This window comes from Mesorhizobium sp. M0491, assembly GCF_040321265.1.
GTDB lineage: Bacteria > Pseudomonadota > Alphaproteobacteria > Rhizobiales > Rhizobiaceae > Mesorhizobium.
In genome coordinates this window covers 39662-54598 of sequence record NZ_JAMYRE010000004.1, presented here as the reverse complement: position 1 = coordinate 54598, position 14937 = coordinate 39662, and the positions used below count along the sequence as shown (strand labels likewise).

The window sequence follows — 14937 nt, the reverse complement described above, 5'->3', positions numbered from 1 at the left end:
CTTGTTTCAGGGCTTGATACGACTATGGACACGACAGCCCAACCCGGCACGGTGAAGGAGCAGCCTCTAGCCTCGGCTCCACGCCTGACGCTGTCCGGCATCTCCAAGAGCTTTCCCGGCGTGCGCGCGCTGCACAATGTCAGCCTGTCGCTCTACCCCGGCCAGGTGACGGCGCTGATCGGCGAAAACGGCGCCGGCAAGTCGACGCTGGTCAAGATCATGACCGGCATCTACCAGCCCGACGGGGGTACCATCAGCATCGACGGCCAGGCAGTCACCCTGCCCAGCGCGCATGCCGCCTTCGGCCATGGCGTCACCGCCATCCACCAGGAAACGGTGCTGTTCGACGATCTGAGCGTCGCCGAAAACATCTTTCTCGGCCACGCGCCCCGCACGCGTTTGCGCACCATCGACTGGCGCACGATGCGCAAAAATGCGCGCGAAGTGCTCGACACCATGCATGCCGGCCATATCGACGCCGACGCGCGGTTGAAGGACCTCGGCATCGCCAACAAGCATCTGGTCGCCGTCGCGCGCGCCATGTCGATCGACGCGCAGATCGTCATCATGGACGAGCCGACCGCCGCGCTTTCGATGAAGGAGATCGAGGAGCTCTTTTTGCTGATCGAGTTCCTCAAGAGCGACGGCAAGGCGATCCTGTTCATCAGCCACAAGTTCGACGAGATCTACCGTATCGCCGACCGCTACACGGTGTTCCGCGATGGCGAGATGGTCGGCGAAGGCCTGATCAAGGATGCCGGCCAGAGCCAGATCGTGCGCCTGATGGTTGGCCGCGCGGTCGATCACATCTTCCCGCAGCGCAAGGCCGAGATCGGCGCGCCCGTCCTCACCGTCTCCGGCCTGTCGCATCCGACCGAATTCAATGATATCGGCTTCGAATTGCACAAGGGCGAGATCCTCGGCTTCTACGGCCTGGTCGGCGCCGGACGCAGCGAGGTCATGCAGGCGATTTCGGGCATCACCCGCACCTCAGGCGGCACGATCACGCTCGAAGGCAAGACGATCGCGCCGAAATCGGCGGCGGATTCGATCGATGCCGGCATCGTCTACGTGCCCGAGGAACGCGGCAAGCAAGGCGTGGTGATCGGCCTGCCGATCTTCCAGAACGTCTCGCTGCCTTCGCTCAAGCGCACGTCGAAGTCCGGCCTGCTGCGGTTGTCGGAGGAGTTCGATCTGGCCCGCTCCTACACCGAGCGGCTCGACCTCAGGGCCTCCTCGCTGAGCCAGGACGTCGGCACGCTGTCGGGCGGCAACCAGCAGAAGATCGTCATCGCCAAATGGCTGGCGACCGCGCCCAAGGTGATCATCCTGGACGAACCGACCAAGGGCATCGACATCGGCTCGAAGGCCGCCGTGCACGGCTTCATGGCCGAGTTGGTGGCGCAAGGCCTGTCGGTGATCATGGTGTCCTCCGAGCTGCCCGAAATCCTCGGCATGTCCGACCGCGTCGTGGTCATGCGCGAGGGGCTCGTCGCGGCGGTCTACGACAACAAGGGGTTGGACGCCGAGACGCTGGTTCGGACGGCAGCGGGGATCGCGGCATGAAGGCTTTCCTCAAATACCGTGAAATCTGGCTGTTGGCGGCCATCGTCGTGCTGATCGGCCTGATTTCGACGCGTTTCCCGGCCTTTGCCGACCCCGGCAATCTGCGTCAGGTGTTCAACGACACCTCGATCCTGATGATCCTGGCGCTCGGCCAGATGGTGGTCATCCTGACCCGGTCGATCGATCTGTCGATGGCGTCCAACCTCTGCTTCACCGGCATGGTGGTGGCGATGCTGAACGCCGCGCATCCGGCGATCCCGATCCCGCTGCTGATCGTCATTGCGCTGGCCGTCGGTCTGGTGCTCGGCGTCATCAACGGCCTTTTGGTCTGGCGGCTGAACATCCCTTCGATCGTGGTGACATTGGGCACGCTGACCATCTATCGCGGCGCCACCTTCGTCCTGTCCGGCGGCGCCTGGGTCAATGCCGACAAGATGAGCCCGGATTTCATCGGCTTTCAGCGCGCGGCCTTTCTCGGCATTCCGGTGCTGTCCTGGATCGCCATCCTGGTCATCGCGCTGTTCTTTATCTTGATGACACGCACCGCGCTCGGCCGCTCGATCTATGCCATCGGCGTCAACCCGACGGCTTCGGTCTATGCCGGCATCGATGTCGGCCGGACGAAGTTCATCGTCTTCTGCATCTCCGGCATGATCGGCGGCCTGTCAGGCTATCTCTGGATCTCGCGCTATGTGATCGCGTCGGTCGAGGTCGCCAACGGCTATGAGCTCAACATCATCGCCGCCTGCGTCATCGGCGGCATCTCGATCGCCGGCGGCATCGGCTCGGTCGGCGGCGCGGTGCTCGGCGCACTGTTCCTCGGCATCATCTCCAACGCCTTGCCGGTCATCAACATCTCGCCCTTCTGGCAGATGGCGATTTCGGGCAGCGCCATCATCCTGGCCGTCGTGCTCAATGCGCGCGGCGAACGCCGGCAAGGCCGCATCATCCTCAGAAAGGTGGAGGCGTGACCGACATCCCTGCTCCGCGCCACATTCCCGACCGGCTCGACAAGCCGCTTCGTTCGGCGATCTTTTCCTGGGAAGCGCTGCTAGTCGTGGTGGCCGTCGCCATCTTCGCCATCAACAGCTTCGCCTCGCCCTATTTCCTCGACCCTTATTCGCTGTCCGATCTGACCTTCAATTTCACCGAGAAAGGCCTGATCGCCTTCGCCATGGCGCTGCTGATCATCTCGGGCGAGATCGACCTGTCGGTGGCCGCCATTATTGCGCTGGCGTCGACGATGATGGGCATGGCGGTGCAGGCCGGCGCCGGCACGCCGGTGCTGGTGGCGATCGGCATCGTCGTCGGGCTCGGCTGCGGCGCCTTCAACGGTCTGCTGGTGACAAGGCTCGGCCTGCCGTCGATCGTCGTCACCATCGGCACAATGAGCCTGTTTCGCGGCATCGCCTTCATCATCCTCGGCGACCAGGCCTACAAGGGATATCCCTCAAGCTTCGCCTTTTTCGGCCAAGGTTACGTCTGGTGGGTGGTGTCGTTCGAGCTGGTGCTCTTCCTGATCGCGGCCGTCGTCTACTGGTTCCTTCTGCACCGTACGAGTTTCGGCCGACGCGTCTTCGCCATCGGCAACAATCCGATAGCTGCGCAGTTTTCCGGCGTGCGCGTCGGCCGCACCAAGTTCATCCTGTTTTGCCTGACCGGGCTGATGTCGGGCATCGCCTCGGTGCTGATCACCTCGCGGCTCGGCTCGACGCGGCCATCGATCGCGCAGGGCTACGAGCTGGAAGTCATCACCATGGTGGTGCTCGGCGGCGTCAGCATCCTCGGCGGCGCCGGCAGTATTGTTGGCGTCGTGCTCGCAGCCTTCATCATGGGGCTGGTGACCTTCGGATTCGGCCTGCTCAATGTGCCCGGCATCGTCATGTCGATCTTCATCGGCCTGCTGCTGATCATCGTCATCGCCTTGCCGATCGTTTGGCGGCGATTGCGCGGAGGGCGCTGATGCCGCAGAAATACGCGTTCAAAATGAAGCTCAAGCCGGGCATGAAGGCCGAGTACAAGAAGCGCCATGACGAGATCTGGCCGTCACTGGTCGCGCTGCTGAAGCAGGCCGGCGTCTCCGATTATTCCATCCATCTCGACGAGGAGACCAATATCCTGTTCGGTGTTCTGTGGCGGCGTGACGACCACGGCATGGATGAATTGCCAGGGCATTCGGTGATGCAGCGCTGGTGGGCTGAAATGGCCGACATCATGGAAACCAGACCGGACAACGAGCCGGTGGCCGTGAAGCTGGAAACAATGTTCCACATGACATGAGTGCGATGCGCCACATCGCCGTCATAGACATCGGCAAGACCAACGCCAAGGTGGCGCTGGTCGACCTCGCTACGTTGGCCGAGGTGGCGCTGCGCCGCATGTCCAATGCGCCGGTGCGACAGGCGCCCTACCCGCACCACGATGTCGAGGCCTTGTGGGCATTCATCCTCGAAAGCCTTGCCGGCCTCAACCACGAACAGCGCATCGACGCCATTTCGATCACCACCCACGGCGCGACCGGCGTGCTGGTCGACGCGGCGGGTGAACTGGTGCTGCCTGTGCTCGACTATGAGTTCGATGGCCCCGACAGGCTGGCAGCGGATTATGAAGCGATCCGCCCGCTCTTTTCCGAGACCGGCACGCCGCGCCTGCCGCTCGGCCTCAATCTCGGTGCGCAATTCTTCTGGCAGCAGAAAAGCTTCCCGGCCGAATTCGCCAGGGCCGCCGCGATGCTGATGTACCCGCAATACTGGGCCTTGCGCCTGACCGGCATCGCCGCCAACGAAGTTACCTCGCTCGGCTGCCACACCGACCTGTGGAACCCATGGACGGCGGATTTTTCATCGTTGGTCGACAGCCTGGACTGGCGGAGCCTGATGGCGCCGGTGCGGCCGGCCAGGGATCGTCTCGGCCCGATCCTGCCCACTGTTGCGGCGCGAACCGGACTCGATCCGCAAACGCCGGTGTTCTGCGGCCTGCATGATTCCAACGCGTCGCTGCTGCCGCATCTGCTGTCCGACAAGCCGCCTTTCTCCGTCGTCTCGACCGGCACCTGGGTGGTGTCGATGGCGGTCGGCGGCAAACAGATTGCGCTGGATGCCGCGCGCGACACGCTGGTCAATGTCAACGCACTCGGCGATCCCGTTCCCTCGGCGCGCTTCATGGGTGGCCGCGAGTTTTCCGTGCTGACAAAGGATCAGCCGGAGCAGTGGACCGAGGATGATGTCGGCGCCGTGCTGGCGCGAAAAATGCTGCTGCCGTCGACCCAGCAAGGCTCGGGGCCGTTCCCGCACTATGCCGCGGCATGGGTCAACGCCGACGGCCTGAACAGCGGCCAGCGCTTTGCCGCCATCTCGTTCTACCTGGCATTGATGACGGCAACCTGCCTCGACCTGATCGGCGCGGACGGCCCGACCACGGTCGAAGGCCCGTTTGCCCGTAACCGGCTGTTTGTCGGCATGCTGGCAGCAGCCACGGCGCGCGCCGTGGTTGCGTCCGAGGCCGCCACCGGCACCAGCATCGGCGCGGCGCTGCTGGCATCCGATCAGCCGGCGACGCACGGCAAGGGCGAAAGAATAGAACCGCCTGTAGACCCGGCCTGGGTCGACTATGTCAGCGCATGGCGCTCGGCAGTGGACGTGCAGGGCTGATCAGAGAATCCGTTTGCCGAAAGCCGACATGACGAAGTTGACCGCGTCGGTGCCGATCCGCGGCTCCAGATCCGCCGTCAGGCCTGAAACATCCATCGACAGCAGCCCGCCGGAGAGCGCGATCGCCTCCATCGCCTGATGCGTCTCGCGCACGGTCAGCCCGCCGGAGCCCGCAGCCCAGCCGGCGAATTCGGTCGCGGTCGGCGAATAGCTGACGTGAAAGCCTTGCGTACCAGAGGTGGCGATGCGTATCGCCTCATGCATCAGGTCGCGCATGCCCATGGCGTCGATATCGGTCATGGTGAATGCCGACACGCGCGAATCCTTCAGCACCCGCGCTTCGGCCGGATCGGCGTGACGCAAGCCGACGATGACGACATTTTCCGGCGACAGCTGCGGCTGCAGCGCACCCGCCTTGTGGTCGAGGCCGAGAGTGCGCGCCAGCACCGAGCCTTCCGGCAGGTCGATGCCGTCCTCGTCCTCGGGCATCAGGGCGGCGATCGAATCGATCCAGATCAGGCCGAAGGAATGTGTCGCGCGCGCCGTCGCGGTCAGCGCCTTGTGGGCGATGCGCCGGTCGGCGCCTGCGATGAGGCGGACCAGCCCCGATGGCGGCCTCTCGACATCGGCGAGTTCCACCACGTCGAAGTTCATCGCTTCCAGCCGCGCGCCGGTGCCTTCCCGGGCCAGGATGCCGGCGGCTCCCTGCCCGGCCGTGATCTGCACCATCTTGCGACCGGAAAAATCCTCGACGTCGTGCATCGGGGCCTTCTCGACATATTCCGAAGTCATTGCCAAAAGCATGGCGCCATAGCTCATGCGGAAGGCGACGCGGTCGCCGACGGAGGGCCTCGGATCGGCATCGGCAACATCCAGCAACAGATGGTCGCTGGAGGCGCCGAGCACCCGTATCCCCTTGGCAATCGGCGTCAGCCCCTCGACCAGCACGTCCTCGCGGCCGATATTGGCGATGGCGCGCAGCCTGTCGCCCTCGTCGGGGAAGACCGGCTGGTTGCCGAAGGCGTCATAGCCGGATTGGCCGATCGGCCGTGACGGCTTGAGCTTGACCTCGATGATGTCGCTGGTCAGCCGGCAGGCATCGGGTTCGAGCTCCGCCCACGGCGTGTCGCGGAAGGTCTCGACGCCGCCCTGCAGGATCGCCTCGCCGACCCGCAGATTGTTGATGCCGGCCGGCAGTCTGCCTTCGAGCAGCAGCGGCAGCGACGACGAGGCACCGCCGGAGATCACGTCGAGGCTTCTGCCGGACAGGCGCTCGGTCTTGTAGGCATGGGCGACGAGCTGGCCGAGATTTTCCGGCGTCGGCATGATGGCGCCGAAACAGCCGAGATTGGTGCCGATGCCGGCAATGCGAACGCCCTTGAACTGCAGTATCTGCTCGACCGTCTGGATCAGGTCGTTCGGCCAGATGCCCTCTCGCAGATCTCCGAGATCGATCATCAGCATGATGTCGTGGACGCGGCCCATGCGTTCGGCGATGCGCGAAATTTCGCGGATGGTTGCGAGTTCCGACTGCAGGCTGATGTCGACGGCGCGCACCACCTCCTCGACCCGCGCCATCGGCGGGCTGCGCAACAGCATGATCGGCGCGTTGATGCCGCTGTCGCGCAGCCGGCGGATGTTCTCGAAGCGCGATTCGGCGATGCCGGCGACACCGCCGCGCAGCATGGCGCGCGCCACTTGCGGCATGCCGCACGTGCCCTTGGTGACGCCGAACACCTTGATGCCCGAGAGCGCGCAGCGCTCGACGATGGTGCGCGCGTTGCGCTCGATGCGGCCAAGATCGATAGCGACTTGCGGTCCCGACATCACTAGCCCCCGTAGACCAGTCCCTGCGGGTCGATCTCCGGCTTGCGGCCGGAAACGAGGTCGGCAAGGAATTTGCCGGAGCCGCAGGCCATGGTCCAGCCGACGTGGCCGTGGCCGGTGTCGAGATAGAGGTTCTTGTAGCGCGCCTGGCCGATGACCGGCACCGAGTTGGGCATCATCGGCCGCAGGCCCGCCCAGAACACAGCCTTCTTCTCGTCGAAGGCACCCGGGAAAAGATCCTTGCCGGTGCTGATGATCGTCTTGAAATCGGCGGGCTTGAAAGTTCGGTCGAAGCCGGTGAATTCAGCCGTCGAGGACATCCGCAAGCGGTTGCCCAGCCTGGAATAGCCGATCAGCCGGTCCTCGTCGGCTCCGCCCATGGTCGGTCCCTTGCTTTCGTCCTCCAAGGGAATCGTCGCGGTATAGCCTTTTACCGGATAGACAGGCAGGTCGATGCCATAGCGGCGCCCGAGCAGGCCGCTCTCCGGTCCCATCGAGATGACCACGGCATCGCCGGCGACCGGGCCGGCCGACGTCAACACCGCGCGCACATGATCGCCCTCGATGTCGAGGCCTTCGACTGTCGTGCCGAACAGGAATTTGACGCCGAGTTTCTCGGCAGCATAGGCGGCCAGCCTGTCGACAAACTGCTTGGAATCTCCGGTCTGGTCGGTTGGCGAATAGACGCCACCGGCAATCTTGTCCTTGACGCCGGCAAGGCCTGGTTCCAGCTCGACCAGCCGGTCGCGGCCGACGATTTCGATCGGCAGACCGTGCTTGGCAAGATAACGGTAATTGTCGGTACCGGTGTCGAGGCTCTTTTGCGAGCGGAAGAAATAGAGAATGCCCTTCTTGCGCTCGTCGTAGTGGATGCCGGTGGCTTCCGAAAGCGCATTGATGCAGTCGCGCGAATAGAGCGCGAGCCTGAGCTTGATGTCGGTGTTGGCGCGCAGGCGCGCCACCGTGCACTGGCGCAGGAAACGCAGGCTCCAGGCGAGGAAATAGGGATCGAGGCGCAGCCTGACCTTGATGCCGAGATCATGGTTGTAGAGCCCGCGCAGGAAGGTCTTCAAAGCCGCCGGCGAGGCCCAGGCGGTAGCGTCACCCGGTGACACCAGGCCGGCGTTGGACTGGCTGGTGCCTTGTGCCGCCGCCGGATGGCGCTCGATCACCGTCACCTCATGGCCGTCGCTGGCCAGATAATAGGCGGCCGCCGTACCGACGACACCGGCCCCGAGCACCGTTATTTTCATGCCATCCCCCAAGAGCTCCTCGCGGTGCGGCGCCTCCGCGCCTTGCCGCGAATGCCTTCAATAGCGCTTCACTGCCCGCCTTGCGAGCCCTTGGGAGAACCCGGCTCAGCCGCGCGCGGAGTTCTTGCCGGTCAGGATGCGCTCCCAGGCGAGCGCGTCGGCGACGATCTGGTCGAGATCGTCGCGTTGCGGGGTCCAGCCGAGCTCGGCGCGGGCGAGATCCGAATTGGCGACCACCGCCGCGGCGTCGCCAGGGCGACGGTCGCCCATCTTCACCTCGAAATCACGGCCAAAGGTGCGGCGCACGCTGTCGATGACCTCGAGCACCGAATAGCCATGGCTGTAGCCGCAATTGGCGACGAGGCTGGTGCCCCCGGCGCGCAGCCGCTGCAGGGCCAGGCGATGCGCCGCCGCCAGGTCGCTGACATGGATGTAGTCGCGCATGCAGGTGCCGTCCGGCGTCGGATAATCGGTGCCGAACACCTGCATGAACGGCCGCTTGCCAAGTGCCGTCTCGCAGGCAACCTTGATCAGATGAGTGGCGCCCGGCGTCGACTGGCCGGTGCGGCCCTTCGGGTCGGCGCCGGCGACGTTGAAGTAGCGCAGCGCGGTATAGCGCAGGCCATGCGCGATCGACGCGTCGCGCAGCATCCACTCACTCATCAGCTTGGACAGGCCATAGGGCGATTCCGGCGACAGGCGGGCGTCCTCGCGCACCGGCTCCAGGCCGGCTCCGCCATAGACGGCGGCGGTCGAGGAAAAGATGAAATTGGGCACGCCTTCGCGCACCGCGGTTTCGATCAGCGTGCGCGTCTTCGAGGTGTTGTTCTCATAGTAGCTGAGCGGGTCGGCAACCGATTCCGGAACCACGATCGAGCCGGCGAAATGAATGATCGCGTCGACCTTGTTCTCCCTGATGACCGAGCCGACCAATTCCCGGTCGGCGACATCGCCGACGACCAGCTTGGCCTCGGGCGCCACCGCCCATTCGAAACCGGTGGAAAGACGGTCGAGAACGACCACGCTTTCGCCGGCATCCAGCAGCTCCCAGACCATATGGCTGCCGATGTAACCGGCGCCGCCTGTAACCAAAACCGTCATCCGCGTCCTCGCTTATCCAAGATTTATCGGAAACTGTCTCAACCCCCGCTCTACTGGAAAGCCCGCCGCATGACCATTGGAACCCGTGGTAACCGGCATTGCCGGCCAGTGGCATCGTCCTGAAACAAAGTTGATCCACATCAAGGGAATAGGCCACGATCCGTGGTCGTTAGGAACAGGTCCGGGGCGTGGCATTTTGACCAAAAAGGCCAGGTGGACGACCAACAGGCCAATGATTATGATCCCGCGCAAAAATTGGGAAGTCGACATGAACTATCAGCGGTTCTTCGAGGAAGCGATCGACCAGCTCCATGCCGAGCGTCGCTACCGCGTTTTCGCCGACCTGGAGCGCATCGCGGGCAAGTTCCCGCGCGCCATCTGGCGTTCCAATGGCCGCGCCGAGGAAATCACCGTCTGGTGCTCCAACGACTATCTTGGCATGGGCCAGCATCCCGACGTCATCGCCGCGTTCCAGAATACGGCAGGCAAAATGGGTTCGGGCGCCGGCGGCACCCGCAACATTTCCGGCACCTCGAACCCGCTGGTCGAACTCGAGGTGGAGCTTGCCGATCTGCACGACAAGGAAGCGGCACTGGTCTTCACCTCCGGTTTCGTCTCCAACGAAGCCTCGATCTCGACCATCGCGAAGCTTTTGCCCAACTGCCTGATCATCTCGGACGAATTGAACCACGCCTCGATGATCGAAGGCGTGCGGCGTTCCGGCGCCGAGAAGAAGATCTTCCGCCACAACGACGTGGCGCATCTGGAAAGCCTTTTGCAGGCGGCGGGGCGCGAACGCGCCAAGCTGATCGTCTTCGAAAGCGTCTATTCGATGGATGGCGACATCGCGCCGATCAGAGAGATCGTCGAACTCGCCGAGCGCTACAACGCCATGACCTATATCGACGAGGTCCATGCCGTCGGCATGTACGGGCCGCGCGGCGGCGGCATCACCGAGCGCGAAGGCCTGGCCGACCGCATCGACATCATCGAAGGCACGCTGGCCAAGGCATTCGGCACGCTGGGCGGCTACATCACCGGCACCAGCGCCGTGATCGACGCCGTGCGTTCCTATGCGCCGGGCTTCATTTTCACCACGGCACTGCCGCCGGCGATCGCGGCTGCCGCGACCGCGTCGATCCGTCATCTCAAGCGCTCGCAGGCCGAGCGCGACGCCCAGCAGCAGCAGGCGAGCCGAACCAAGCAGATCCTGTCGGCCGCCGGCCTGCCGGTGATGGACTCGCCGACCCATATCGTGCCGGTCCTGGTCGGCGATCCCGAGGCCTGCAAGATGGCCAGCGACCGCCTGCTCGGCGTGCACGGCATCTACATCCAGCCGATCAACTACCCGACCGTGCCGCGCGGCACCGAGCGGCTGCGCATCACGCCGACGCCGTTCCATTCCGATGCGCTGATTGCCGAATTGCAGGATGCGCTGGTCGAGACCTGGGATGCGCTCGGCATCCCCTATGGCTCCGCCGGGCGGCCTTCGGTGGCCAAGAGCGACCGCATCATTCCCCTGCTGGTGCCCAAGTCGGGCGGCTGAAGCCGTTTGAAACTCTGCTCCGGCGGCTATCTGGCTCGCCGGAGCGATTTTCAATCCGCGCTTCGTCGGCGGCTCAAATAGCCTTCATCCAATTTGCCAGCCGGTGCGCCGCTTCCTCGATCTGGTCGAGGCGGCGGTGGAAACACAACCGCAAAAACGCCTCGCCGCCGGGGCCGAAAGCGGTGCCTGGCGCCAGGCCGACATTGGCCTTGTCGACAATGTCGAAGGCAGCGGTGCGTGAATCGGTGATGCCGTCGACAGTGAAAAACAGGTAGAACGCGCCCTGCGGCACCGTGAACCGGGCGCGGCCGGTGGCGCCGAGAATGCCGCAGACAAGGTCGCGCGCCTTGCACGCCCGCTCCACCTGTTCGGCAACGAAGGCGTCGCCCCCATCAAGGGCGGCGGCCGCGCCGCGCTGCATGAACTGGGCGACGCCGGAGTTCGAATACTGGATCAGGTTCTCGAACACCTGCTGCAAGCTCGGATGCGTCTTGATCCAGCCGACGCGCCAGCCGGTCATCGCCCAGTTCTTGGAGAAGGAGTTGACGTACAGGATGCGGTCTTCCGCCGACGCGATGTCGAGGAGGGACGGCGCGCGGCCGTGGCCATAGTGGAAAAGCGAATAGATCTCGTCGGCGATGATCCAGAGGTTTTTCGCGCGCGCCAGATCGAGGATGGCCTGCAAGGTCTCATGATCGGCGGTCCAGCCGGTCGGGTTCGACGGCGTGTTGATGAACAGCGCCTTTGTGCGCGGCGTGATCGAAGCCGCGATCTTCTCGACGTCGCAGGACCAGCCATTGCCGGAATGATCGAGCGTGACCGCGACTGGAATGGCTCCCGCTATCGCTGCTGCGGCATCGAAATTCGGCCAGGCCGGCGACAGATAAACCACCTCGTCGCCCGCGCCGGCGAGCGCGTCGAGCGCCAGCTGGATGGCATGCATGCCGGAGCCGGTGACGATGAATTCTTCCTCCGGGAAGGTCTTGCCGAAATGCCTGGCATAGTAGCGGGAGAGCGCCTGCCTGAGATCGGGGATGCCCCTTTGCCAGGTGTAGAATGTCTCGCCGCCGGCCAGCGCCTTCGACGCGGCATCGGTGATGAAGGCCGGCGTCGGCAGGTCGCCCTCGCCGGCCCAGAGCGGAATCATGCCTTCGCGCAGACGGCCGTAATTGACGACGGCGACAATGCCGCTTTCGGGTGCCGCACGGGCCTCGGTGCGCAAGCTGTCGATCAGGGTCATTGGCGGGTCCGTTTTGGTCTGCGGTTTTCGTCAGCGGTCCTTACCAGATGCGAAAACAGAAAACCCCGGCCGCGAACGACCGGGGTTTTGGTCCAGCAAATGCTGCCCGTGGTCAGCGCCTGGCGAGCAGATCGCGAATTTCGGTGAGCAGCGCGACGTCGGCGGGCGGCGGAGCGGCCGGTGCAGCGGGCTTCTCGCGCTCAAGCCGCTTGCGCATGTTGTTCACTGCCTTGACCATCAGGAAGATGATGAAAGCGAGGATGAGGAAGTTCAGCGCCACGGTGATGAAGCTGCCATAGGCAAAGACAGCGCCCTGCTTCTTGGCATCCGCCAGCGAGGTCGCGTTGACGGCTGAGGACAATCCGAAGAAATAGTTGTTGAAGTCCAATCCGCCGAAAATCGCACCGACGATCGGCATGATGATGTCGTTGACAAGTGAATCGACGATCTTGCCGAAGGCCGCGCCGATGATGACGCCGACCGCAAGGTCCATCACATTACCCTTGGAAATGAATTCCTGGAATTCTTTCAGCATTCGACCCTCCTTGTCATGACCGGCCGAGCTGCCGTTTCCGTCCTTGCGGCGTCGACCTGAGGCAACATAACAAAAACCTGCGGTTGCAACATCGATAAAAAGGAGAAAGCAACCGGTTTCTCATTACTCCCAACGCCTTGGACGGCAACTGGTCGTTGACGCGAGCGATCGACGCGGCGACCTGCTAACCTTGCTATACAGCTCGGTGTCGTGGCGAGAGCGGATGCGCCAAATCGATTTGCGCTCCGAAATACACCGCAAGGTCATCATCTACGCCCGCCGCCTGGAGTAGCTTCAAAGCATCGGGCTTTCCGCCCCATGGCCGATTGACGTGAGGCCGGCATTCAAACGCAAGCAGTTCTCGCATCCGCCGTCGGTCGAACCTGTGCTCGCGCGCTCCGGCGACGATAAGAGCGAGATACCAGTCATAGGGAATGAGCGTGAGATCGGGCTTCTCTGCCAGGTAAACGCTAGAGCTCACGATTTCTTTGGTATCATGCCGCCGCACTGGAAACTCATCGTTTCTATAGTAGCCATTTCCGAGTCCCTCCGCCTCATCCAGATCGCCGCGTTCATTCACGTCGATCTCAAAAAGCACTCCCGGCTGCCTGGTCCTTTTACGCGCCTGGACCAAATGCCCCTTGCCCGATCCGTCAAAGCTGGACTTCGAAAACGTCAGGCGATGGCCCTCAGCAAACGCAACACATACGGGCATTGTGCTTTTGCACCGCGCCTTGAGGCGTGCGGTGAGCATGTTCGATCCGTAGCCGAAGTAAAGGAAGCGTGGCATCTTCGATGCAATACCATAGCTGGGCGTGGCAGAGGAGCATCATTGCGCTGATCGCTATCGGCGGCTACCGATATGATAAGATTTGGCATGACCGAATCATTCGAACCCATCGCCGACAAGCCGGCACCCGGCGTGCTCGCCGGTAACCTCGGCACGCCGATCAAGCTGACCGAATTGATGCTCAATGGCGTGACCGCCGAGGCAGGTCGCGGCGGCGCTACGATAAAAGTCTGGACGCGCCTTTACCTGACGTCGGACGATAGATTTTTCCATCGGATCGTGGAAGGCCTTGCCGCTCATATCGAGCACCGCTCTGCGCAGGCCGGGCACCATATCAGTCTGACCAGGCCTGGTTTTATTCTGCTGGTGATTCACCCGGACAATACGGGCGATCTATGGCTCGATGCAGCGGCTGTTTCTCTCCATATAATGGTCAAGCGCTCGATGGCGGCGGGTACCGTCATCTTTGAAAACGACATCGCGGATGTGACCGCGATGTCGTTCCCGCTGGTGGAAATCGGCAAGCAGGATCGCGTTGTCTGCATTTTCCGGGAAGGCTGGCGGTTTGCGCTCTTCTTCGACTTCAATGCAGATGGCGCTCTCTCGATCGAGGATATGGAGAGAGACCTTGGGACGCTGCATCGCCGGCTCAAGTACCGCGATCTTTACGACGCTATCGCCGACGAGAATGTTTTCGCGCGGCTTATCGAGGCGGGATGGTTTCCCTTTGTCGAGATCCTCGGCCGGGAGTTCCGTGAACTCGCGAACAATTGTGAAGCCGGTTTCGAGCTCGACGACGTTGAGGCGAAGTCGCTCGCGGCGTTTGATGCGAGGCGGGTCGAGACCATGTTCGCGCGGTGGATGGCCAAGCCGCATTTCGCAGGCAAGGAACGGCTGCTCCGGTCGGCGCTGAATAATTTCGCGTCGGGTGACTCTATCGCCGTCCTGAAAATCATCCTGACCGAAATCGAAGGCATCCTTAGCGTGGCTTACCGAAAGGTTCACGGCAGGGGGGCGCGAACCAAGAAGCTTCTCGAATTTGCCGTGCAGTCGGCGGAGAAAAAGGCGGGTCAGCCGGATACGCTGCTCTTTCCGTCAGCATTTGCCCATTACCTGAAGTCCCATACATTCGCAGAGTTCGACCCTGTGGCGCGAACAGGAAAGGCAAGTTCGCGCCATGCTGTCGGCCATGGCGAGGCGGACGCTGACAGCTACACCCAAGTGCGGGCGCTTCAGGCGCTGCTTACACTCGATCAATTGGCCTTCTACACATGACAGGATTGGGGCTGGCCCCAACTGGGCCAACCCGCGCGCGTCCACGCATTCGCACCCCTTGTGTGCAGCTTGTACTGTGGATGTTCGCCATGCAGAGCCGCCCCGTTCACGCGTCCCCTTTTTGGATCGGCTCAACAACGCGTTTAGGAAGTTG

The 14937-nt window shown here is 63.2% G+C and carries 13 protein-coding genes; 7 read left to right on the top strand and 6 right to left on the bottom strand.

Going from position 1 to position 14937, the window contains the following annotated elements:
• The first annotated feature begins 24 nt into the window (after window positions 1-24).
• Genes NKI69_RS05960 through NKI69_RS05940 form a run of 5 tightly spaced genes read left to right on the top strand, consistent with a single transcriptional unit; the run spans window position 25 to window position 5216 of the window.
• Window positions 25-1566 (top strand): sugar ABC transporter ATP-binding protein, encoded by a 1542-nt coding sequence (locus NKI69_RS05960; protein WP_352720436.1) that lies wholly within the window; start codon window positions 25-27, stop codon window positions 1564-1566.
• The gene (locus NKI69_RS05955; protein WP_352441458.1) at window positions 1563-2537 is read left to right on the top strand and encodes an ABC transporter permease; all 975 of its coding nucleotides are present in this window, start codon (window positions 1563-1565) and stop codon (window positions 2535-2537) included. The genes NKI69_RS05960 and NKI69_RS05955 overlap by 4 nt, the downstream gene beginning before the upstream one ends.
• Window positions 2534-3529, top strand: coding sequence for an ABC transporter permease (locus NKI69_RS05950; RefSeq protein ID WP_352720434.1), 996 nt, complete (start codon window positions 2534-2536; stop codon window positions 3527-3529). Before NKI69_RS05955 ends, NKI69_RS05950 begins: the two co-directional genes overlap by 4 nt.
• Complete coding sequence (gene rhaM, locus NKI69_RS05945; protein WP_352554091.1) at window positions 3529-3846, top strand: L-rhamnose mutarotase; 318 nt, start codon at window positions 3529-3531, stop codon at window positions 3844-3846. The genes NKI69_RS05950 and rhaM overlap by 1 nt, the downstream gene beginning before the upstream one ends.
• Complete coding sequence (locus tag NKI69_RS05940; RefSeq protein WP_352720432.1) at window positions 3843-5216, top strand: FGGY-family carbohydrate kinase; 1374 nt, start codon at window positions 3843-3845, stop codon at window positions 5214-5216. The genes rhaM and NKI69_RS05940 overlap by 4 nt, the downstream gene beginning before the upstream one ends.
• On the opposite strand, the gene NKI69_RS05935 is transcribed toward NKI69_RS05940, so the two are convergent.
• From NKI69_RS05935 to galE, 3 genes are all read right to left on the bottom strand, one after another.
• Window positions 5217-7043: an alanine racemase gene (locus tag NKI69_RS05935; RefSeq protein WP_352720430.1), complete on the bottom strand. Its 1827-nt coding sequence runs from the start codon at window positions 7041-7043 to the stop codon at window positions 5217-5219.
• 2 nt (window positions 7044-7045) lie between these two features.
• Window positions 7046-8296: a D-amino acid dehydrogenase gene (locus NKI69_RS05930; RefSeq protein ID WP_352554088.1), complete on the bottom strand. Its 1251-nt coding sequence runs from the start codon at window positions 8294-8296 to the stop codon at window positions 7046-7048.
• Window positions 8297-8401: 105 nt separating this feature from the next.
• Window positions 8402-9397 carry a UDP-glucose 4-epimerase GalE gene (galE, locus tag NKI69_RS05925; RefSeq protein ID WP_352720428.1) on the bottom strand — a complete coding sequence of 332 codons (996 nt, stop codon included), beginning with the start codon at window positions 9395-9397 and terminating at the stop codon, window positions 8402-8404.
• Between the two features lie 268 nt (window positions 9398-9665).
• Here galE and hemA point away from each other — a divergent pair, with 268 nt between their 5' ends.
• Window positions 9666-10943 carry a 5-aminolevulinate synthase gene (hemA, locus tag NKI69_RS05920; RefSeq protein ID WP_023813899.1) on the top strand — a complete coding sequence of 426 codons (1278 nt, stop codon included), beginning with the start codon at window positions 9666-9668 and terminating at the stop codon, window positions 10941-10943.
• A 73-nt stretch (window positions 10944-11016) separates the two neighbouring features.
• Here hemA and NKI69_RS05915 read toward each other — a convergent pair whose 3' ends face one another.
• From NKI69_RS05915 to NKI69_RS05905, 3 genes are all read right to left on the bottom strand, one after another.
• Window positions 11017-12183 (bottom strand): pyridoxal phosphate-dependent aminotransferase, encoded by a 1167-nt coding sequence (locus tag NKI69_RS05915; protein ID WP_352720425.1) that lies wholly within the window; start codon window positions 12181-12183, stop codon window positions 11017-11019.
• 112 nt (window positions 12184-12295) lie between these two features.
• On the bottom strand, window positions 12296-12718 hold the full coding sequence (mscL, locus tag NKI69_RS05910) for a large conductance mechanosensitive channel protein MscL (RefSeq protein WP_027038576.1): 423 nt from the start codon (window positions 12716-12718) through the stop codon (window positions 12296-12298).
• 193 nt (window positions 12719-12911) lie between these two features.
• A complete protein-coding gene (locus NKI69_RS05905) occupies window positions 12912-13508 on the bottom strand; it encodes a gamma-glutamylcyclotransferase family protein (RefSeq protein WP_352720423.1) in 597 nt (198 codons plus the stop codon).
• Between the two features lie 87 nt (window positions 13509-13595).
• Here NKI69_RS05905 and NKI69_RS05900 point away from each other — a divergent pair, with 87 nt between their 5' ends.
• Window positions 13596-14783 (top strand): hypothetical protein, encoded by a 1188-nt coding sequence (locus NKI69_RS05900; RefSeq protein ID WP_352720421.1) that lies wholly within the window; start codon window positions 13596-13598, stop codon window positions 14781-14783.
• Window positions 14784-14937: the final 154 nt, after the last annotated feature.